General features: G+C 59.5%; 25 protein-coding genes and 1 tRNA gene. 22 read left to right on the top strand and 4 right to left on the bottom strand.

What is annotated here, in order from left to right; all coding sequences use genetic code 11:
• Position 1 precedes the first annotated feature (1 nt).
• On the bottom strand, positions 2 to 367 hold the full coding sequence (locus OC605_RS24875) for a hypothetical protein (RefSeq protein ID WP_262140094.1): 366 nt from the start codon (positions 365 to 367) through the stop codon (positions 2 to 4).
• Positions 368 to 482: 115 nt separating this feature from the next.
• Here OC605_RS24875 and OC605_RS24870 point away from each other — a divergent pair, with 115 nt between their 5' ends.
• Positions 483 to 1,232 (top strand): hypothetical protein, encoded by a 750-nt coding sequence (locus tag OC605_RS24870; RefSeq protein WP_262140092.1) that lies wholly within the window; start codon positions 483 to 485, stop codon positions 1,230 to 1,232.
• A gap of 39 nt (positions 1,233 to 1,271) precedes the next feature.
• Here the strand turns inward: OC605_RS24870 and OC605_RS24865 are convergent, their stop codons facing one another.
• Positions 1,272 to 1,601 (bottom strand): hypothetical protein, encoded by a 330-nt coding sequence (locus tag OC605_RS24865; RefSeq protein WP_262140090.1) that lies wholly within the window; start codon positions 1,599 to 1,601, stop codon positions 1,272 to 1,274.
• A gap of 221 nt (positions 1,602 to 1,822) precedes the next feature.
• Here OC605_RS24865 and OC605_RS24860 point away from each other — a divergent pair, with 221 nt between their 5' ends.
• Positions 1,823 to 2,041, top strand: a complete 219-nt coding sequence (locus OC605_RS24860) for a DUF6429 family protein (protein WP_225927642.1) — start codon at positions 1,823 to 1,825, stop codon at positions 2,039 to 2,041.
• Between the two features lie 123 nt (positions 2,042 to 2,164).
• On the opposite strand, the gene OC605_RS24855 is transcribed toward OC605_RS24860, so the two are convergent.
• Positions 2,165 to 2,249 (bottom strand) — tRNA-Leu (locus OC605_RS24855).
• Between the two features lie 108 nt (positions 2,250 to 2,357).
• On the opposite strand from OC605_RS24855, the gene queA reads away from it, so the two are divergent.
• The 6 genes from queA to OC605_RS24825 all read left to right on the top strand — a co-directional run bounded on the left by queA (position 2,358) and on the right by OC605_RS24825 (position 8,463).
• The gene (gene queA / locus OC605_RS24850) at positions 2,358 to 3,422 is read left to right on the top strand and encodes a tRNA preQ1(34) S-adenosylmethionine ribosyltransferase-isomerase QueA (RefSeq protein ID WP_083353529.1); all 1,065 of its coding nucleotides are present in this window, start codon (positions 2,358 to 2,360) and stop codon (positions 3,420 to 3,422) included.
• A gap of 14 nt (positions 3,423 to 3,436) precedes the next feature.
• Positions 3,437 to 4,552, top strand: coding sequence for a tRNA guanosine(34) transglycosylase Tgt (gene tgt / locus OC605_RS24845; RefSeq protein WP_160768392.1), 1,116 nt, complete (start codon positions 3,437 to 3,439; stop codon positions 4,550 to 4,552).
• A 43-nt stretch (positions 4,553 to 4,595) separates the two neighbouring features.
• A complete protein-coding gene (gene yajC / locus OC605_RS24840) occupies positions 4,596 to 4,934 on the top strand; it encodes a preprotein translocase subunit YajC (RefSeq protein ID WP_016773317.1) in 339 nt (112 codons plus the stop codon).
• A 65-nt stretch (positions 4,935 to 4,999) separates the two neighbouring features.
• Entirely contained in the window at positions 5,000 to 6,868 is a 1,869-nt protein-coding gene (secD, locus tag OC605_RS24835) for a protein translocase subunit SecD (RefSeq protein WP_262140086.1), read from the top strand.
• A 9-nt stretch (positions 6,869 to 6,877) separates the two neighbouring features.
• Positions 6,878 to 7,792, top strand: a complete 915-nt coding sequence (secF, locus tag OC605_RS24830; protein WP_262140084.1) for a protein translocase subunit SecF — start codon at positions 6,878 to 6,880, stop codon at positions 7,790 to 7,792.
• A gap of 122 nt (positions 7,793 to 7,914) precedes the next feature.
• Positions 7,915 to 8,463, top strand: coding sequence for a glycine zipper 2TM domain-containing protein (locus tag OC605_RS24825; protein WP_007916907.1), 549 nt, complete (start codon positions 7,915 to 7,917; stop codon positions 8,461 to 8,463).
• A 240-nt stretch (positions 8,464 to 8,703) separates the two neighbouring features.
• Here the strand turns inward: OC605_RS24825 and suhB are convergent, their stop codons facing one another.
• Positions 8,704 to 9,522: an inositol-phosphate phosphatase gene (gene suhB, locus OC605_RS24820; RefSeq protein WP_016773320.1), complete on the bottom strand. Its 819-nt coding sequence runs from the start codon at positions 9,520 to 9,522 to the stop codon at positions 8,704 to 8,706.
• A 145-nt stretch (positions 9,523 to 9,667) separates the two neighbouring features.
• On the opposite strand from suhB, the gene trmJ reads away from it, so the two are divergent.
• From trmJ to OC605_RS24750, 14 genes are all read left to right on the top strand, one after another.
• Entirely contained in the window at positions 9,668 to 10,438 is a 771-nt protein-coding gene (gene trmJ, locus OC605_RS24815) for a tRNA (cytosine(32)/uridine(32)-2'-O)-methyltransferase TrmJ (protein ID WP_073473313.1), read from the top strand.
• A gap of 3 nt (positions 10,439 to 10,441) precedes the next feature.
• Entirely contained in the window at positions 10,442 to 11,218 is a 777-nt protein-coding gene (gene cysE / locus OC605_RS24810; RefSeq protein WP_024014221.1) for a serine O-acetyltransferase, read from the top strand.
• 240 nt (positions 11,219 to 11,458) lie between these two features.
• Complete coding sequence (gene iscR, locus OC605_RS24805; RefSeq protein WP_016773323.1) at positions 11,459 to 11,950, top strand: Fe-S cluster assembly transcriptional regulator IscR; 492 nt, start codon at positions 11,459 to 11,461, stop codon at positions 11,948 to 11,950.
• A 50-nt stretch (positions 11,951 to 12,000) separates the two neighbouring features.
• Positions 12,001 to 13,215, top strand: coding sequence for an IscS subfamily cysteine desulfurase (locus OC605_RS24800; RefSeq protein ID WP_016773324.1), 1,215 nt, complete (start codon positions 12,001 to 12,003; stop codon positions 13,213 to 13,215).
• A gap of 100 nt (positions 13,216 to 13,315) precedes the next feature.
• A complete protein-coding gene (gene iscU / locus OC605_RS24795; protein WP_003227907.1) occupies positions 13,316 to 13,702 on the top strand; it encodes a Fe-S cluster assembly scaffold IscU in 387 nt (128 codons plus the stop codon).
• 34 nt (positions 13,703 to 13,736) lie between these two features.
• On the top strand, positions 13,737 to 14,060 hold the full coding sequence (iscA, locus tag OC605_RS24790) for an iron-sulfur cluster assembly protein IscA (protein WP_003227904.1): 324 nt from the start codon (positions 13,737 to 13,739) through the stop codon (positions 14,058 to 14,060).
• Positions 14,061 to 14,068: 8 nt separating this feature from the next.
• The gene (hscB, locus tag OC605_RS24785) at positions 14,069 to 14,590 is read left to right on the top strand and encodes a co-chaperone HscB (protein WP_016773325.1); all 522 of its coding nucleotides are present in this window, start codon (positions 14,069 to 14,071) and stop codon (positions 14,588 to 14,590) included.
• Between the two features lie 50 nt (positions 14,591 to 14,640).
• A complete protein-coding gene (gene hscA / locus OC605_RS24780) occupies positions 14,641 to 16,506 on the top strand; it encodes a Fe-S protein assembly chaperone HscA (protein WP_073473310.1) in 1,866 nt (621 codons plus the stop codon).
• Complete coding sequence (gene fdx / locus OC605_RS24775; RefSeq protein ID WP_016773327.1) at positions 16,506 to 16,847, top strand: ISC system 2Fe-2S type ferredoxin; 342 nt, start codon at positions 16,506 to 16,508, stop codon at positions 16,845 to 16,847. Before hscA ends, fdx begins: the two co-directional genes overlap by 1 nt.
• Positions 16,848 to 16,861: 14 nt before the next feature.
• On the top strand, positions 16,862 to 17,062 hold the full coding sequence (gene iscX / locus OC605_RS24770) for a Fe-S cluster assembly protein IscX (protein ID WP_016773328.1): 201 nt from the start codon (positions 16,862 to 16,864) through the stop codon (positions 17,060 to 17,062).
• Positions 17,063 to 17,149: 87 nt separating this feature from the next.
• On the top strand, positions 17,150 to 17,575 hold the full coding sequence (gene ndk / locus OC605_RS24765; RefSeq protein WP_024014216.1) for a nucleoside-diphosphate kinase: 426 nt from the start codon (positions 17,150 to 17,152) through the stop codon (positions 17,573 to 17,575).
• Between the two features lie 28 nt (positions 17,576 to 17,603).
• Positions 17,604 to 18,752 carry a 23S rRNA (adenine(2503)-C(2))-methyltransferase RlmN gene (gene rlmN, locus OC605_RS24760; RefSeq protein WP_024014215.1) on the top strand — a complete coding sequence of 383 codons (1,149 nt, stop codon included), beginning with the start codon at positions 17,604 to 17,606 and terminating at the stop codon, positions 18,750 to 18,752.
• Between the two features lie 12 nt (positions 18,753 to 18,764).
• Positions 18,765 to 19,523: a type IV pilus biogenesis/stability protein PilW gene (gene pilW / locus OC605_RS24755; RefSeq protein ID WP_262140077.1), complete on the top strand. Its 759-nt coding sequence runs from the start codon at positions 18,765 to 18,767 to the stop codon at positions 19,521 to 19,523.
• Complete coding sequence (locus OC605_RS24750; protein WP_262140075.1) at positions 19,523 to 20,542, top strand: helix-turn-helix domain-containing protein; 1,020 nt, start codon at positions 19,523 to 19,525, stop codon at positions 20,540 to 20,542. Before pilW ends, OC605_RS24750 begins: the two co-directional genes overlap by 1 nt.

The following is a 20,542-nucleotide window of genomic DNA, read 5'->3' as shown; positions in this document are numbered from 1 at the left end:
GCTACGGTTGCGGAAAATAATTCGCCGCCAGAAAAATCAACGTGACCATGCCTGCGGCAACGCCACAGGCGCCCGCCAGCAGTTGACGTGCAACCGGATGCGCCGGCTGTCGACGCTTGGCGATCCACAACCACACACCCGCCAGAACGCCCGCGCTGGTCATGAACACCACCAGGCTGTTATGCAGTCCCGGCGCTGCCATGGTGGTGCCGAACAGCCCGTCATAAAACAGCGTGAAGACAATGCCGACCACCACAGCGCTGCCCGCTCCGGCAAGGTTTGCCAACAACAGATTCCAATGCCCGCGCTGTCGCACCACCCAGAACCACATTGCAGCCATGACTACCAAACACAACACAGCATCCATCGGATTTCTTTCCTGGCTACGAGACAGAGGCGGCAACTTGCTCGCCTGTAGAGAGTGGACGGCACGATAGCAAAATAGTAGCGTCCCGCCATGCCTTCTCTGTAATGGACTACCCATGTTTTCCACAACCCGTTTGCTGCAACTGCTCGGCGCTCTCACCCTTGCCGTCTCCATTACCCCAGCCTTCTGCTTCGCGAAAGAACACCCGCAAGCCAGCTGGGGTTACTACCTCGCCAATTGCCAGCGGATGCAGGAGACAATCGCCGACGTCCAGAGCGGTCGCGTCTCCGCTGCCTATGCAGCCACGTCGGGCCTGCAAGACAGCCTCGCTTCCATGAACGAGCGCCGCCTTAATCTGCTACCGCAACACCTCGACTCCAGCGAGTACGCCCACTGCGAAAACGTCGCCGCCCACGCTGAGGCAACCCTGGCCCAAGGCAAAGCCGAGTTCGCCGCGCAAATGCAACGCGGTGTGGAGGAGGGCCGAATTGCGCACCAGAACTCCCCCGCCTATCAACGCGCCCGTTCCCTCGGCTACAGCGACGTCGGCGACATCTCCTTCCTGAAACTGCACGAAGACACCGACGGCGAAGCCCGCCTGAAAACCATGCTGATCACCGTCGACGAAGTCTGCGGCCAATACTTCCGCGCCACGCAATACGTGAAGCCGTATGTGATCTACACCGTTCGCCCGTCGGATGGCGGCTGTGGCGAAGTGAAGCGTGTGGCGATAGTTGGCGGAGGGCAACCAGAGAAGGGGGACTACATTGATCCCAATGGCGAATTTCAATACATGGGCTGGAAAAAACTGGCTGGCGCTGACGGCTTCCCAACGGATATTCGAGTACTGAAAGCACGTCGCTGACAGGAGAGGAGAGATAGCGGCATGGCTGTAGCGCGGCACTCAAAGAATGTCGCGCAAATACCCCTTCAGCGCGAGGAGCGGCTTACCCAGTTGCTCCACCGATCGCGCCTGAGCCAACTCCACCGACAACTTGCGCAACTCCCGCCCCAACGGTTTCTCGACCCCGCCAAGCGCATCCAGCGCCAGGTTCAGGCATTCGTTCAATTTGAACTGAATGGACTCGACATCGCCGCGCTTCACCAGCAATTCGAAAACGTCTTTTTGGTAGTCGCCCATGACCATGTCATCGCGCAGGATCGGGCTCAGGCCTTCTTCTTCGTAGGCAAGTTTGAGGGAGAAGAGGGCGACGGTTTCCAGTGAGGTTTCCATGGGGATGTCTGTCAGTGAAGTGAAGGGCTTGAAACCAATGCGCGAAACGCCAGAGGAGGTTTGACGTGCGGGGGCGATTATACGGGCGGGGATCGCATGCGAGGCAACCAGCAATCGGGCATCTAAAACCTACAAGCTCGCGCAGCATTGACATCCACTTTGATACGACGCTTTGATTACAAACACTGAACATCAGCGGAGTGACCATCATGGAATACGACATGAAACTGATCGACGACGCCGTCCTTGCTCTCCTGGCAGCCTATAGCTCCGACGCTGGCAATGCGTGGAAGGGCTATGACTTCGAGATCATGAACCGCTTGCACGAACAGGGTTTGATCAGTAATCCGGTGAACCGGAACAAATCGATATGGTTGACGGAGGAAGGGTTGGAGCGGGGGCGGGAGATTGCTGATCGGATGTTTGCAGTCAAGGAGTAGGGTGGGCACACGTCCGATTTCGGGAACTGATTTGATCTTGGGTAGGAAGGCCAGATAGGCACCAACCACTTTCCACCAGACGAAAAAAAAGGCCTTGCTTTCGCAAGACCTTTTTCTCTGTGTTGGTGCCCCGAGGGAGACTCGAACTCCCACTCCTTTCGAAAACGGATTTTGAATCCGCCGCGTCTACCAATTCCGCCATCAGGGCTCAATGGCGGCGAAGTATAGAGAGGTGATTACCGTTGGTCAATCACGTTTCATGGTCAATTTTTGATATTTCCGCTAGACTTTCCGGCCCTGCTAGACGAACCCCATCATGCGCGTTGCTGACTTTACTTTCGAGCTTCCTGATTCGCTGATCGCCCGCCATCCGTTGGCCGAGCGTCGCGGTAGTCGCCTGCTGACCCTTGATGGGCCGAGCGGCGCCCTGGCACACCGTCAATTCACTGATTTGCTTGAGCATTTGCGACCGGGCGATTTGATGGTGTTCAACAATACCCGGGTGATTCCGGCGCGGCTGTTCGGGCAGAAAGCGTCCGGCGGCAAGCTGGAAATTCTCATCGAGCGCGTGCTCGATGCGCACCGCGTGCTGGCCCATGTGCGCTCCAGCAAGTCGCCGAAGCCGGGTTCGAAGATCCTTATCGACGGCGGTGGCGAAGCCGAGATGCTCGCGCGTCATGATGCGCTGTTCGAGCTGGGTTTTGCCGAGGAAGTCTTGCCGCTGCTCGACCGTGTCGGGCACATGCCGTTGCCTCCTTATATAGACCGCCCGGATGAAGGCTCGGATCGCGAGCGTTATCAGACCGTGTATGCCCAGCGTCTAGGTGCGGTCGCAGCGCCGACGGCGGGGCTGCATTTCGACGAGCCGCTTATGCAGGCGATTGCTGCCAAGGGCGTCGAGACTGCGTTCGTGACGTTGCATGTGGGCGCGGGGACGTTCCAGCCGGTGCGCGTCGAGAAGATTGAAGATCACCACATGCACAGCGAGTGGCTGGAAGTCGGCCAGGACGTGGTCGATGCGGTCGCTGCGTGCCGTGCGCGTGGCGGTCGGGTAATTGCGGTCGGCACCACCAGCGTGCGTTCGCTGGAAAGTGCGGCGCGCGATGGTGTGCTCAAGCCGTTCAGTGGCGACACCGACATCTTTATCTATCCGGGCCGGCCGTTTCATGTGGTCGATGCCCTGGTGACCAATTTCCATTTGCCGGAATCCACGCTGTTGATGCTGGTTTCCGCGTTTGCCGGTTATCCCGAAACCATGGCTGCCTACAAGGCCGCCGTGGAAAACGGCTACCGCTTTTTCAGTTACGGGGATGCGATGTTCATCACCCGCAATCCCGCTCCAACTGCCCCTGAACAGTCGGGCCCAGAGGAAACAGAATGAGTCGCGAATGTCGAATGTCCTTTGAGCTGCTGGCCACCGATGGCAAGGCTCGTCGTGGTCGCCTGACCTTCCCCCGTGGCACCGTCGAGACCCCGGCGTTCATGCCGGTCGGCACCTACGGCACGGTCAAGGGCATGCTGCCGCGCGACATCGTCGCCACGGGCGCGGAAATCATTCTGGGCAACACCTTTCACCTGTGGCTGCGTCCCGGCACTCAGGTGATCAAGGAGCACGGCGACCTGCACGATTTCATGCAGTGGAAAGGCCCGATCCTCACCGACTCCGGCGGTTTCCAGGTGTTCAGCCTCGGCGCGATGCGCAAGATCAAGGAGGAGGGCGTGACCTTCGCTTCTCCGGTCGACGGCGCCAAAGTGTTCATGGGCCCGGAAGAGTCGATGCAGGTGCAGCGCGATCTCGGTTCCGACATCGTGATGATCTTCGACGAATGCACGCCGTATCCGGCTGACGAAGACGTCGCGCGCGTATCGATGGAATTGTCGCTGCGCTGGGCGCAGCGTTCGAAGAATGCCCACGGCGACAACACCGCAGCGCTGTTCGGCATCGTTCAGGGCGGCATGCATGAAAACCTGCGCATGCGCTCGCTCGAAGGCCTCGACAAGATCGGCTTCGACGGCCTCGCCATCGGCGGTCTGTCGGTGGGCGAACCGAAGCACGAAATGATCAAGGTGCTGGATTATCTGCCGGGCCAGATGCCCGCTGACAAACCTCGTTACCTTATGGGCGTTGGCAAGCCGGAAGATCTGGTTGAGGGTGTGCGCCGCGGGGTGGACATGTTCGATTGCGTGATGCCAACCCGTAATGCCCGCAATGGGCATCTGTTCATCGATACCGGTGTGCTGAAGATCCGTAACGCGTTCCATCGCCATGATGAATCGCCGCTGGATCCGACCTGCGATTGCTACACCTGCCAGAACTTCTCGCGCGCTTATCTGCATCACCTGGACAAGTGCGGCGAAATGCTCGGCAGCATGCTCAATACCATCCATAACTTGCGCCATTATCAGGTGCTGATGGCTGGTTTGCGCGAGGCTATTCAACAGGGTACATTGGCCGCCTTTGTCGATGCCTTCTACGCCAAACGCGGACTTCCCGTCCCGCCTTTGGACTGAGTTTTCTGACCCCAAGATTCAACATTTGCAACTGGAGTGCTAAATGAGCTTTTTTATCTCTAACGCCATGGCTGACGCAGCTGCACCGGCTGCTGCAAGCCCAATGGGCGGCGGCTTCGAGTGGATTTTCCTGGTCGGCTTCCTGGTCATCTTCTACCTGATGATCTGGCGTCCACAGGCCAAGCGCGCCAAAGAGCAGAAGAACCTGCTGAGCAGCCTGCAGAAGGGCGACGAAGTCGTGACCACTGGCGGCATCGCCGGCAAGATCACCAAGGTTGCCGATGACTTCGTGGTTCTGGAAGTTTCCGACACCGTGGAAATGAAGTTCCAGAAAGGCGCCATCGCCGCCACGCTGCCAAAAGGCACGCTGAAAGCGATCTAAGAGCAACAACTTCTACTCAATCGACGGGGCGCGCAAGGCGCCCCGCGTTCATAACGGGCGGCGTGATGCTGAACAAATACCCTCTGTGGAAATACATTCTGATCCTGGCGGTGCTGGCGATCGGTCTGATTTATTCCGCTCCCAATCTTTACCCCGATGACCCGGCGATTCAGATCAGTGGCGCCAGCACGGCTCTGCAGGTCAATGACGCCGATCTGGTTCGCGTCAGCACAGCGCTGAAAGAGTCCGGCATCAACGTCAAGGCGGCTACGCTGACGGCGGGCGGCAAGGGCGGTCTGATCCGTCTGAGCAAGGCTGAAGATCAGCTGCCGGCCAAGGACGTTGTACGCAAGGCATTGGGTGATGACTACGTCGTCGCGCTGAACCTGGCACAGACCACCCCGCAATGGCTGCGCAACCTCGGTGCGCACCCGATGAAGCTGGGTCTGGACTTGTCCGGTGGTGTGCACTTCCTGCTCGAAGTGGACATGGACAAAGCCCTCGATGCGCGCCTGAAAGTCTACGAAGGCGACGTCAAGAGCCTGCTGCGCAAAGAGAAGCTGCGCTATCGCAGCCTGCCGCAACTGGGCGGTGCCATTCAGTTGGGCTTCAGCGATGAAGATTCCCGCGAACAGGCCCGTGCGCTGATCCGCAAGAATTTCAACGATTTCGACATTGTTCCGGCCGACCTCAACGGTCAACCGGTGCTGCGTCTGGCGATGACCCCGGCCAAGCTGGCGGAAATCCGTGAATACTCCATCAAGCAGAACCTGACCACGGTACGTAACCGCGTCAACGAGCTGGGTGTTGCCGAACCGATCGTGCAGCGTCAGGGCGCCAACCGCATCGTGGTTGAGCTGCCGGGCGTGCAGGACACTGCCGAAGCCAAGCGTATTCTCGGCAAGACGGCCAACCTTGAGTTCCGTCTGGCCGCCGAGCCGGGCGCTTCGAAAGCCACTTCCGAATCGTTCGAATTCCGCGAAGGCAACCGTCCGCCAGCGCAGATCGAGCGTGGCCTGATCATCACCGGTGACCAGGTCACCGACGCCAAGGCCGGTTTCGGCGAGCACGGCACGCCTGAAGTGAACATCCGTCTGGATGGTCACGGTGGCGAGCTGATGAGCCGCGCGACCCGTTCCAACGTCGGCCGCAGCATGGCGGTGATCTTCATCGAACAGCGTCCGGTCACCACTTACACCAAGCAAGTGGTTGATGGCGTCGAGAAAGACGTTGCGGTGCAGACGTTCAAGGAAGAGAAGAAGATCATCAGCCTGGCGACCATTCAGTCGCCGCTGGGTGCGCAATTCCGCATCACTGGCCTGAACGGTCAGGGTGAGTCGTCCGAGCTGGCACTGCTGCTGCGTGCCGGTGGTCTGGCTGCACCGATGTACTTCGCTGAAGAGCGCACAATCGGTCCGAGCCTGGGTGCTGACAACATCACCAAAGGTATCGACGCTTCCCTGTGGGGCATGCTGTTCGTATCGCTGTTCATCATCGCCATCTACCGCTTCTTCGGCGTTATCGCCACCGTCGCGCTGGCGGTGAACATGGTGCTGCTGCTGGCGTTGATGTCGTTGCTGGGCGCCACGCTGACCCTGCCGGGTATCGCCGGTATCGTCCTGACGATGGGTATGGCGGTCGACGCCAACGTACTGATCTTCTCGCGGATTCGTGAAGAGATCGCCGCCGGCATGACTGTGCAGCGGGCAATCAACGAAGGCTTCGGCCGGGCATTCACCGCGATTCTCGACGCCAACCTGACCACGTTGCTGGTCGGCGGCATTCTCTTCGCCATGGGCACCGGCCCGGTGAAGGGTTTCGCAGTGACGATGTCCCTCGGGATCTTTACCTCGATGTTCACGGCCATCATGGTGACCCGCGCAATGGTCAACCTGATCTTTGGCGGACGTGACTTCAAGAAGTTGTGGATTTAAGGGGCTGCCATGTTACGTACAATCAACTTCATGGGCGTTCGCAACTTCGCGTTCGGCGTCACATTGCTGCTTACCGTCATTGCCTTGTTCAGTGTCGCTACCAAGGGCATGAACTGGGGCCTGGACTTCACCGGCGGTACGCTCATCGAGCTGACCTACGAGCGTCCGGCCGACGTCACCAAGGTGCGCGAGCAACTGGCGACTTCCGGTTATCACGAAGCCGTGGTGCAGAACTTCGGTGCGACGACCGATCTGTTGGTGCGCATGCCGGGTGAAGACCCGCAGTTGGGCCATCAAGTAGCGGAAGCGCTTCAAAAGGTCGGCGGTGACAACCCGGCGACGGTCAAGCGTGTCGAGTTCGTCGGCCCGCAGGTCGGTGAAGAACTGCGCGACCAGGGCGGCCTCGGCATGCTGCTGGCGCTCGGCGGCATCCTGATCTACCTGGCGTTCCGCTTTCAGTGGAAGTTTGCGGTCGGCGCCATTGTGTCGCTGATCCACGACGTGATCGTGACCGTGGGTATCCTCTCGTACTTCCAGATCACCTTCGATCTGACAGTACTGGCGGCAGTGCTGGCGATCATCGGTTACTCGCTGAACGACACCATCGTGGTCTTCGACCGGGTGCGTGAGAACTTCCGCGTGCTGCGCAAGGCGACGCTGATCGAGAACATCAACATCTCGACCACTCAGACCCTGCTGCGCACCATGGCGACGTCGATCTCCACTCTGCTGGCGATCGCGGCGCTGCTGTTCTTCGGTGGCGACAACCTGTTCGGTTTCTCCATCGCACTGTTCATCGGTGTACTGGCGGGTACCTACTCGTCGATCTACATCGCCAACGTGGTGCTGATCTGGCTGAACCTGACCACCGAGGATCTGATTCCTCCGGCCAACACCGACAAGGAAGTCGACGACCGTCGATAACGGTCAGTGATTTTCCCGGCTGTCAGCCAACAAAAGGCGCGAGTTGAACTCGCGCCTTTTTTTGTGCTCCAAGGCTGGGAGAAGCGCGGGCGCGTCCCGCATGTGATGGTCAGGAGGTTCATGTGAACAAGTCGTTGCTGGTTGGTGCGGTATTGGGTGCTGTCGGTGTCACAGCCGGGGGTGCTGTTGCCACCTACAGCCTGGTTAAAAGCGGCCCTGAGTATGCGCAAGTATTAGCCGTTGAGCCGGTCAAGACACAGATCAAGACTCCACGTGAGGTATGCAAGGATGTAACGGTGACCCGTCAGGCACCGGTAAAAGATCAACACCAGATCGCCGGTACCGTGGTCGGTGCGCTGGCTGGTGGTTTGCTGGGTAACCAGATTGGCGGCGGCACCGGCAAGAAGATTGCCACGGTGGCAGGTGCGGTCGGTGGCGGTTATGCGGGCAACAAGGTGCAGGAGGGCATGCAGGAGCGTGACACCTACACCACCACGCAAACCCGCTGCAACACGGTCAATGACATCAGCGACAAGGTCGTCGGTTACGACGTGCGTTACTCGCTTGATGGCAAGGAAGGCAAAGTGCGGATGGATCGCGATCCGGGCAACCAGATTCCGGTCGACAAGGAAGGCAAGCTGATCCTTTCGCAGAATGAGCCGGCTCAGTAAGGATTTACGGTTGTGAAAAGAAGCACCCTGCGGGGTGCTTTTTTTATACCCGCGATTCAGGGCTGAACGCGGTTCTCACCTGTGGGAGCGAGCCTGCTCGCGAATGCGGTCCAACAGTTGATATTTCCTTTGCTGACACGCCCATTCGCGAGCAGGCTCGCTCCCACAGGGAATTGTGCTGTTTGGAATTGCAGGCATAAAAAAGCACCCCGAAGGGTGCTTTCTGGTTTCTCGTAAAGCTTAGCGCTTCAGCGAAGCCGGCAGGTGCGGCTGGATCGCCGTCAGCACTGCCTTGAAGCATTTGGTGTTGCCGGCAACGATGTGGCCTTTCTCAAGGAAGTCGTGACCACCGGTGAAGTCGCTCACCAGGCCGCCGGCTTCTTGAATCAGCAGGGCGCCTGCAGCCATGTCCCACTCGGACAGGCCCGATTCCCAGAACGCATCGAAACGACCGGCAGCTACGTAAGCCAGGTCCAGGCTCGCCGAACCGGCGCGGCGGATGCCGGCAGTCTGGCCAACCAGGGCACGGAACATGCCTAGGTAGTTGTCGAGGTTGTCCATCTGATCGTCACGGAACGGGAAGCCAGTGCCGAGCAGAGCGCCGTCGAGGCTGGTGCGACCGCTGACGCGCAGACGACGACCGTTCAGTTGAGCGCCGCGACCACGGCTGGCGGTGAATTCTTCCTGGCGGACCGGGTCCAGAACCACTGCGTGTTCCAGGCGACCACGATATTTGCAGGCAATGCTCACTGCAAAATGCGGAATGCCACGGAGGAAGTTGGTGGTGCCGTCCAGCGGATCGATGATCCACAGGTACTCTTCGCCTTCGATGCCGGTGCCAGCGTGCAGGCCGGTTTCTTCACCCTGAATCGAGTGGTTCGGGTAAGCCTTGCGCAGGGCGTCGATGATTTTCTGTTCAGCGGCGCGATCGACCTCGGATACGTAATCCTTGGCGTCTTTTTCGTCGACCTTGATGGTATCCAGGCGCTCGATGGAGCGGAAGATCAGTTCACTGGCGCTGCGGGCGGCGCGCAGCGCGATATTCAGCATGGGCTGCATGGATGTGTCACCTAAGGTTGTTAAAGAAAGCCGCGCATTCTATCAGAACTTTTCTTCAGGTGAAGGACGCTGTTCGCTTTCATAGCTTAACGGTAGGCTGTTCTGTAAGATTTGCCCCCCTTTCCTGTGTCCGAGAGCGCCTCCCTTGCTGCAGAACATTCGTGTCGTCCTGGTCAACACCAGCCACCCCGGCAACATCGGCGGGGCCGCGCGCGCCATGAAAAACATGGGTCTGTCGCGACTGGTGCTGGTCGAACCGCGGGTCTTCCCGCACCACGAGGCCGATGCCCGCGCCTCCGGTGCCGGTGACATCCTTGAAAACGCCCAGGTCGTCGCCACCTTGGAAGACGCTTTGGTCGGTTGCAATCTGGTGCTCGGCACCAGCGCCCGCGACCGGCGCATTCCCTGGCCACTGCTGGACCCGCGCGAATGCGGCAACAAGGTGGTCGAGGAAGCCGGGCAGGGCGCGGAGATTGCTTTGGTGTTCGGCCGTGAAGACTCCGGCCTGACCAATGAAGAGCTGCAGCGATGTCACTTTCACGTGCACATCCCTTCCGACCCGACGTTCAGTTCGCTGAACCTCGGGGCGGCGGTGCAGGTATTGAGTTATGAAGTGCGCATGGCCTGGCTGGCTGCACAGGGTCAGCCGAGCAAGGTTGAGAAAGAAGAAGTGGCCTCGGTGAAAAGCGCCGAGCTGGCGACCATGGATGAGCTGGAGCGATTCTATGAGCACCTGGAGCAGACGCTGGTTGCCATCGAATTCCTCGACCCGGAAAAACCACGGCACTTGATGGCGCGCCTGCGCCGGTTGTACGGACGCAGCTCGGTCAGTCGGGCGGAAATGAATATTTTGCGTGGCATCCTCACGGAAACCCAGAAAGCGGCCCGTGGCGAGCTTCTAAAGCGGAAGGATTGAATGATGTTTGAGCGTTTGCGTGAAGATATCCAGAGCGTATTCCATCGAGACCCGGCGGCGCGTAACGCTTTTGAAGTCCTGACCTGCTACCCCGGCATGCATGCGATCTGGATTCATCGTCTGGCCGGCATGCTCTGGCGCAACGAACTGAAATGGCTGGCGCGGCTGGTGTCGAACTTCGGTCGCTGGCTGACCGGGATCGAGATTCATCCGGGTGCCAAGGTAGGTCGGCGTTTCTTCATCGATCACGGCATGGGCATCGTCATTGGTGAAACCGCCGAGATCGGCGACGACGTCACCATCTATCAAGGCGTGACCCTCGGCGGCACCAGTTGGAACAAAGGCAAGCGCCACCCGACTCTCGGAGACGGCGTTGTAGTCGGTGCCGGGGCCAAGGTTCTCGGTCCGTTCACGGTGGGTGCAGGCGCCAAAGTCGGCTCCAACGCTGTGGTCACCAAGGAAGTGCCGCCCGGCGCCACTGTGGTGGGGATTCCGGGGCGGATCATCGTCAAGACCGATGAAGAGCAGGACGCCAAGCGCAAAGCCATGGCGGAAAAGATCGGTTTCGATGCCTACGGTGTCAGCGAAGACATGCCCGACCCGGTGGCCCGCGCCATCGGCCAGTTGCTCGATCATCTGCAAGCGGTGGACGGGCGTCTGGAAGGCATGTGCGGCGCGCTGAAGGATCTGGGCAGCAATTACTGTGCGAAAGATCTGCCTGAGCTGCGTGAAGAGGACTTCGCTTGCGTCAAAGGCAAGGACGAATCGAAAGCCGGCTGAACCGCGGCGCTGCTTTTCGCGAGCAGGCTCGCTCCCACAAGAGCAATGCATTCCAATGTGGGAGCGAGCCTGCTCGCGAAGAACGATCACGCGGTTGCGCTGGCTGTCCGCAGCCCGTCTTTGCTATAGTGCGCGCGCTCTTTTGCGGGTAAACCCGACTAAAGCACTAGGTCTTATAGTTGACTTAAATGCTCGGGAATTGCATACTCCCGCCCATTCCGAACTCCGTGGTAACTGTCCATGCGACTGACTACAAAAGGCCGATACGCCGTGACCGCCATGCTTGACCTGGCGTTGCACGCGCAGCACGGGCCGGTGTCTCTGGCCGATATCTCCGAGCGCCAAGGCATCTCGCTGTCCTACCTCGAGCAGCTGTTCGCCAAGCTGCGCCGCAGCAACCTGGTTTCCAGCGTTCGCGGTCCGGGTGGTGGCTACCAGTTGTCCCGCGACATGCAGGGCATTCAGGTCGCCCAGGTGATCGATGCGGTGAACGAATCGGTCGACGCCACCAAGTGCCAGGGGCAGGGCGATTGCCATTCCGGTGATACCTGCCTGACCCATCATCTGTGGTGCGACTTGAGCCTGCAGATTCACGAATTTCTGAGCGGTATCAGCTTGGCCGACCTTGTGACTCGCCGTGAGGTGCAAGAAGTAGCCCAGCGTCAGGACCAGCGCCGTTGCAGCAGCAAGGCGCCACGCCTGGACAAGATTGAAGCGTCCGCCGTCGAATGACAGCCGAAGAGCTACCCGCGGCACGCCAGCCCTGATTTAGGAGATAGTCCATGAAATTGCCGATTTACCTTGATTACTCTGCAACCACCCCGGTTGATCCGCGCGTTGCGCAGAAAATGAGTGAATGCCTGCTGGTCGACGGAAACTTCGGTAACCCGGCGTCCCGCTCCCACGTGTTCGGCTGGAAGGCTGAAGAGTCCGTCGAAAACGCTCGTCGTCAGGTGGCCGATCTGGTCAACGCCGACCCGCGCGAAATCGTCTGGACCTCCGGTGCCACTGAATCCGACAACCTGGCGATCAAGGGCGCGGCACATTTCTACGCCTCCAAGGGCAAGCACCTGATCACCAGCAAGATCGAGCACAAGGCTGTCCTCGACACCATGCGCCAGCTGGAGCGTGAAGGTTTCGAAGTGACCTACCTCGAGCCGACCGAAGACGGTCTGATCACCCCGGCAATGATTGACGCGGCACTGCGCGAAGACACCATTCTGGTGTCGGTGATGCACGTCAACAACGAAATCGGCACCATCAACGACATCGCTGCCATCGGCGAGATGCTGCGCGCCAAAGGCGTGCTGTTCCATGTCGATGCTGCTCAGTCCACCGGCAAGGTCGAAATCGATCTGCAGAAGCTGAAAGTCGACATGATGTCGTTCTCCGCCCACAAGACTTATGGCCCTAAAGGCATCGGCGCGCTGTACGTCAGCCGCAAGCCGCGTGTGCGCATCGAAGCGACCATGCACGGCGGCGGTCACGAGCGCGGCATGCGTTCCGGCACCTTGGCGACCCACCAGATCGTCGGCATGGGCGAAGCGTTCCGCGTAGCCAAGGAAGACATGGCCGCTGAAAACGTGCGCATCAAAGCCTTGAGCGATCGCTTCTACAAGCAGGTCGAGCATCTGGAAGAGCTATACGTCAACGGCAGCCTGACCGCCCGCGTTCCGCACAACCTGAACCTGAGCTTCAACTACGTTGAAGGCGAGTCGCTGATCATGGCGCTCAAGGATCTGGCGGTATCGTCCGGTTCGGCCTGCACCTCGGCGTCGCTGGAGCCTTCGTACGTACTGCGCGCCCTGGGCCGCAACGACGAACTGGCACACAGCTCGATCCGCTTTACCTTCGGCCGTTTCACCACCGAAGAAGAAATCGACTACGCCGCGCAGAAAGTCTGCGAGGCCGTTACCAAGCTGCGCGCTCTGTCGCCGCTGTGGGACATGTACAAAGACGGCGTCGATATCTCGAAAATCGAGTGGGCGGCACACTAACTATAGAAGCCGCCGGATGCAGATCCTGTAGCGACGCGGCGTTAACGCAGCGCAGTTGCAGGGTCTCAAGAGCGGCCCTGATGAGTGAGGATTGAGAATCATGGCTTACAGCGAAAAGGTCATCGACCACTACGAAAACCCGCGCAACGTCGGCAAGATGAACGCGGAAGATCCTGATGTCGGCACCGGCATGGTCGGCGCTCCGGCGTGCGGCGACGTGATGCGTCTGCAGATCAAGGTCAACGATCAGGGCGTTATCGAAGACGCCAAGTTCAAGACCTACGGTTGCGGTTCGGCAATCGCCTCCAGCTCCCTCGCTACCGAGTGGATGAAGGGCAAGACTCTGGACGAAGCCGAAACCATCAAGAACACTCAGCTGGCCGAAGAACTGGCTTTGCCGCCAGTGAAAATCCACTGCTCCGTACTCGCAGAAGACGCTATCAAAGCGGCTGTTCGCGACTACAAGCAGAAGAAAGGCTTGATCTGAATTTCAAGATTCGGCGACGAGTAAGGAGTCAACGATGGCTATCAGCATGACAGAAGCGGCTGCTCGACACGTGCGGCGCTCCCTCGACGGGCGCGGCAAAGGTGAAGGGATTCGTCTGGGTGTTCGCACCACAGGTTGTTCCGGCCTTGCCTACGTGCTGGAGTTTGTCGACGAGGTAGTGGCGGAGGATCAGGTGTTCGAGAGTCACGGCGAAAAAGTGATCATCGACCCGAAAAGCCTGGCCTACCTGGACGGCACCGAGCTCGACTTCGTCAAGGAAGGGTTGAACGAAGGCTTCAAGTTCAACAACCCCAACGTGCGCGGTGAATGTGGCTGCGGCGAAAGCTTCAACATCTGAGGCTGGTTGTGGGTATTCCTTGTCATTTCGCTTTATTCGAGCTGCAACCGAGCTTCCGCCTGGATCTCGAGCAGTTGGCCACGCGCTACCGTGAGTTGGCGCGCGGCGTCCATCCTGACCGCTTTGCCGATGCATCCGAACGCGAGCAGCGCTCGGCGCTCGAGCAATCGGCGCGGCTCAACGACGCCTACCAGACGCTCAAAAGTCCGGCCCAGCGCGCACGCTACCTGCTGAAAATCAGCGGGCATGAAGTGCCGATGGAAGTCACTGTGCACGATCCCGAATTCCTTCTGCAGCAGATGCAATGGCGCGAAGAGCTCGAAGATCTGCAGGACAGTGCCGACCTCGACGGTGTCGCGGTATTCAAGCGTCGCTTGAAGGCGGCTCAGGAACAGCTCAACGAAAGCTTCGCAGCCTGTTGGGATGATGCAGCGCAACGCGAGCAGGCCGAACGCCTGATGCGGCGCATGCAGTTCCTCGACAAGCTCACCTACGAAGTGCGCCAGCTGGAAGAGCGCCTCGACGATTAACCCAGTGCTGCCCTGATTGCACGCTGACAGACAGACAAGACCTGATCACCATGGCTCTACTGCAGATCGCCGAACCCGGCCAAAGTCCTCAACCGCACCAGCGTCGTCTGGCTGTGGGCATCGACTTGGGTACTACAAATTCGCTGGTCGCTGCGCTGCGCAGTGGTCTTTCCGAACCGCTGGCCGACGCCAACGGGCAGGTCATCCTGCCGTCCGCCGTGCGTTATCACGCCGACCGCGTCGAAGTCGGTGAGTCCGCCAAGCTGGCAGCAGCCTCCGATCCCCTGAACACCGTGCTCTCGGTCAAGCGCTTGATGGGTCGTGGTCTGTCCGACGTCAAGCAATTGGGCGAACAACTGCCGTACCGCTTTGTCGGTGGCGAATCGCACATGCCGTTCATCGACACCGTGCAAGGCCCGAAAAGCCCGGTTGAAGTCTCCGCCGATATCCTCAAGGTCCTGCGTCAGCGCGCTGAGGCGACCTTGGGTGGCGAACTGGTTGGCGCGGTGATCACCGTTCCTGCCTACTTCGACGATGCGCAGCGTCAGGCCACCAAAGATGCGGCCAAGCTCGCCGGTCTGAACGTGTTGCGTCTGCTCAATGAGCCGACCGCTGCTGCTGTGGCGTATGGTCTGGATCAACACGCTGAAGGTCTGGTGGCGATCTACGACCTGGGTGGCGGCACTTTCGATATTTCCATTCTGCGTCTGACTGGCGGCGTTTTCGAGGTTCTGGCCACCGGCGGCGACAGTGCGCTGGGCGGCGATGACTTCGATCACGCGATTGCCGGCTGGATCATCGAGAGCGCTGGCCTGTCCGCCGATCTGGATCCGGGCGCGCAACGCAATCTGCTGCAAACTGCCTGTGCGGCCAAAGAAGCTTTGACCGACGCCGCCAGCGTTGAAGTGGCTTACGGCGACTGGAAAGCGCAACTGACCCGCGAAGCCTTCGATGCGCTGATCGAGCCGATGGTCGCGCGCAGCCTGAAAGCTTGCCGCCGCGCGGTTCGCGATTCCGGTATTGAACTGGAAGACGTCCACGCCGTGGTCATGGTCGGCGGTTCGACCCGCGTGCCACGTGTTCGTGAAGCCGTTGCCGAAGCGTTTGGTCGTCAGCCATTGACGGAAATCGACCCGGATCAAGTGGTGGCCATCGGGGCCGCGATCCAGGCTGATACGCTGGCTGGCAACAAACGCGATGGCGGCGAACTGCTGCTGCTCGACGTGATTCCGCTGTCCCTTGGTTTGGAAACCATGGGCGGTCTGATGGAAAAGGTGATTCCGCGCAACACCACAATCCCGGTCGCCCGCGCCCAGGACTTCACCACCTATAAAGACGGCCAGTCGGCCATGGCGATCCACGTCTTGCAGGGTGAGCGCGAGCTGATCAGCGATTGCCGCTCTCTGGCGCGCTTTGAATTGCGCGGCATTCCGGCAATGGTGGCCGGTGCAGCGAAAATTCGCGTGACCTTCCAGGTCGACGCCGACGGTCTGCTCAGCGTGTCTGCCCGTGAGTTGGGTTCGGGCGTTGAAGCGAGCATTCAAGTCAAACCTTCCTATGGTCTGACCGATGGCGAAATCGCCAAGATGCTCAAGGATTCGTTCCAGCACGCCAATGACGACAAGGTCGCCCGCGTTCTGCGTGAGCAGCAAGTCGATGCCCAGCGCCTGCTCGAAGCGGTGCAGGGCGCGCTGGAGGCCGATGGCGAGCGTCTGCTCGACGCCGAAGAGCGCATGGTCATCGAACTGCAAATGCAGGAACTGGCCGAACTGATGAAAGGTACCGATGGTTACGCCATCGAGCAGCAGACCAAACGTCTGTCGCAAGTGACCGATGCTTTTGCTGCCCGCCGCATGGATCTGACGGTGAAAGCCGCTCTGTCGGGGCGCAACCTGAATGAAATCGAGGATATCTGATGCCGCAGGTCATTTTTCTGCCCCACGAGAAGTTCTGCCCTGAAGGCATGGTGGTCGAGGCTGCGCCCGGCACATCGATTCTCGAACTGGCCCACGAACACCATATCGAGATGGAAAGCGCGTGCGGCGGCGTCTGCGCCTGCACCACGTGCCACTGCATCATCCGCGAGGGTTTCGACTCGCTGGAAGAGGCCGACGAGCTGGAAGAGGACTTCCTCGACCGTGCCTGGGGCCTTGAGGCGCAATCGCGTCTGGCTTGCCAGGCCATCGTCGGTGAGGAAGACCTCACCGTCGAGATTCCGAAATATTCGCTTAACCATGCGGCCGAAGCGCCGCACTGACTGGTAAGACTGTCATGAGCTACGGTTGGAATGATGTTCAACGCATTGCAGAAGAGCTGGCCGAGGCCCATGAGGGACTCGACCCGTATTCTGTAGGTTTCGTCCGTTTGCAGCAGATGATTCTTGAACTGCCTGACTTCGATGCTACTTCTGGCCGGGTCGGCGAGAAGGTGCTCGAAGCGGTTCAGGAGCTCTGGGCCGCAGAATTGGACTGATCGTCTCGCAGGTTAGGCAATACCCAAGAACCCGCGTATAATTCGCGGGTTTAATTTTTCGCAAATTACCGTTTCTGGAGTTACACCATGGCTGTTCAACGTACTTTCTCCATCATCAAGCCTGACGCCGTTGCTAAAAACGTGATCGGCAAGATCACCACTCGCTTCGAAGACGCTGGCCTGCGCGTTGTAGCTTCGAAACTGAAGCAACTGTCCAAAGCCGAAGCCGAAGGCTTCTACGCTGAGCACAGCGAGCGCGGTTTCTTCGGTGACCTGGTTGCTTTCATGACTTCCGGTCCGGTTGTCGTTCAGGTTCTGGAAGGCGAAAACGCTATCGCTCGCAACCGTGAGCTGATGGGCGCTACCAACCCTAAAGAAGCTGCTGCCGGCACCATCCGTGCTGACTTCGCTGAATCGATCGACGCCAACGCCGTTCACGGTTCGGACTCCGAAGCTGCTGCCGCTCGCGAAATCGCTTACTTCTTCGCAGCTACTGAAGTAACCACTCGCTAAGCATTGCTTGCAGAGTGAGGGTGAATCCATGACTACATCGACTGTTAAAACAAACCTGCTGGGTCTGACCCAGCCGGAAATGGAAAAATTCTTCGACTCAATCGGGGAGAAGCGTTTCCGTGCCGGTCAGGTAATGAAATGGATTCACCACTTTGGCGTCGATGATTTCGACGCCATGACGAACGTCAGCAAAGCCTTGCGCGACAAGCTCAAGGCCATTGCTGAAGTGCGTGGTCCGGAAGTGGTCAGCGAGGACATCTCCAGCGACGGCACCCGTAAATGGGTGGTGCGCGTGGCGTCCGGCAGCTGCGTCGAGACCGTATACATTCCCCAGGGCAAGCGCGGCACTCTGTGCGTTTCGTCCCAGGCAGGCTGTGCCCTGGATTGCAGTTTCTGCTCCACCGGCAAGCAAGGCTTCAACAGCAACCTCACCGCCGCCGAAGTCATCGGTCAGGTGTGGATTGCCAACAAATCTTTCGGCAGCGTCCCGGCCACCGTCGACCGCGCCATCACCAACGTGGTGATGATGGGCATGGGCGAGCCGTTGCTGAACTTCGACAACGTCGTCGCCGCCATGCATCTGATGATGGATGACCTCGGCTACGGGATCTCCAAGCGCCGTGTGACCCTGTCCACCTCAGGCGTGGTGCCGATGATCGATGAGCTGGCCAAGCACATCGACGTGTCCCTGGCGTTGTCCCTGCACGCACCGAATGACGCATTGCGTAACCAATTGGTGCCGATCAACAAGAAATATCCGCTTAAGATGCTGCTCGAGTCGTGCCAGCGCTACATGTCCGCCCTTGGCGAGAAACGTGTGCTGACCATCGAGTACACCTTGCTCAAGGACGTCAACGACAAGCTTGAGCACGCGGTGGAAATGATCGAGTTGCTTAAAGATATCCCGTGCAAGATCAACCTGATCCCGTTCAACCCGTTCCCGCACTCCGGGTACGAGCGGCCGAGCAACAATGCCATCCGCCGCTTCCAGGATCAGTTGCATCAGGCCGGTTTCAACGTCACCGTGCGCACCACCCGTGGTGAAGACATCGATGCCGCATGTGGTCAATTGGTAGGGCAGGTGCTGGATCGCACCCGTCGCAGCGAACGTTACATCGCCGTGCGCGAGTTGAGCGCCGACAGCGATCTGGCACAGAACGCCGCGAACACTAACTAAGAGAGGATCTCTATGTCCCTGCGCTTTGCGCTGCTGTTGCTGTTGGCCAGCCTGTGTGCTGGTTGTGTCCTGTCGGGTGACTACAACCCGATGAAGACCAGCAAGGGCCGCGATGAAGCGCGGGCTGCCTACGTGCAGCTGGGGCTGGGCTATCTGCTGCAAGGCATGACCGAGCGCGCCAAGGTGCCATTGAAGAAAGCGCTGGAGCTGGACGGTTCCGACCCCGATGCCAATGCGGCCCTCGGTCTGGTGTTTCAGGCCGAGATGGAGCCGGCACTGGCCGACGAGCACTTTCGCAAGGCCCTGTCCTCACGTCCCGCCGATGCGCGCATCCTCAACAACTACGGCAGTTTTCTGTACGAAGAACAGCGCTACAAGGAAGCCTACGAGCGTTTTGAACAAGCGGCCGCCGATACCCTGTATCCTGAGCGCTCGCGGGTCTTCGAAAACCTCGGCATGACAGCCGCCAAGCTTGGCCAGCGTGATCTGGCCCAGCAACAGCTGGAAAAAGCCCTGCGCCTGAACCGCCAACAACCACGGGCGTTGCTGGAAATGGCTGAGTTGTCCTTCGAAGACAGGCATTATGTGCCCGCGCGTGACTATTACGACCGTTTCAGCCAGCTCACCGAACAAAATGCACGTAGTCTATTGCTCGGCGTTCGGCTGGCAAAAGTGTTTGAAGATCGCGACAAGGCAGCCAGTTACGGTCTGCAATTAAAACGACTCTATCCCGGTACGCCGGAATATCAGCAATACCTGTCGGAGCAATGATGAAAGCGGCGCATCCCGAAGTTGTAGCAGCGAATCGCGTAAATCCCGGTGAGACCCTGCGCCAGGCCCGCGAAAGCAATGGCTGGTCGCTGGCCGAAGTGGCCCTCAAGCTCAACCTCACCGTGACATCCCTGAGCAATCTTGAAGCCGGCGCTTTCGACAAGCTGCCGGGGCATACCTTCGCTCGCGGTTACATTCGCGCCTATGCCAAATTGCTCGGCATGGACCAGACCGTTCTGGTTCAGCAGTTCGACCAGTCCACCGGCACCGACTCCCAGGGCAGCAACGTTCACGCCCTCGGTCGTATCGAAGAGCCGGTGCGGGTTTCCCACACCATTTTGCGTATCGTCAGCCTGTTGCTGCTGATTGCGGTCATCGGCGGTGGTTTCGTCTGGTGGCAGGATCAGACCTCGCAGCGCACCCGCGATCTGACCAGCCTCGCGCCGGAGCACGTCGAAGTCGAAGGCGCTGACGGCACCACGCAGATCCACCCGATCGACGAGCCGGAAGACCAGGCTGTCGCCGAAAATCAGGCTGACAATTCGACATCGCTGGCCTTGCCGCAGTCGGAAACCAGTGCTGAATCCACCGGCGCCGAATCTGCTGCGCCAGCAACCGAGCCGGCTGCCCCGGCAGTTGCGCCAAGCGCTCCGGCGCAGACGCCTGCACCAGTGGTGGCAGCTCCGGCCACTCCAGCGCCGAATGTCCCAGCGACACCTGCCCCGGCCGCGCCGGTCGCTCAAGCGCCAAGCGCTGAAGCAGCTGCTCCGGTTGCCGGCGAAGGCCAGGTGCAATTGCAGTTCACCGGCGATTGCTGGGCACAGGTGACCGATGGCCGTGGCAAAGTGATTTTCAGTGGTCTGAAGCATAAAGGCGACAGCGTGAGTGTTTCCGGCAAGCCGCCGCTCGCCGTACGTCTGGGCGTCGCCCGTGCAGCACAGGTCAGCTACAACGGCCAACCGGTCGATATCGCTCCGTTCACCAGTGGCGAGACTGCTCGCCTGAAGTTGGGTCAATAA

Origin of the sequence: Pseudomonas sp. Marseille-Q5117, from assembly GCF_946901175.1 — a bacterium.
Lineage (GTDB): Bacteria > Pseudomonadota > Gammaproteobacteria > Pseudomonadales > Pseudomonadaceae > Aquipseudomonas > Aquipseudomonas iranensis.
Note: the sequence above shows the minus strand (reverse complement) of the source record. Positions and strands in the feature narration are given on the sequence as shown.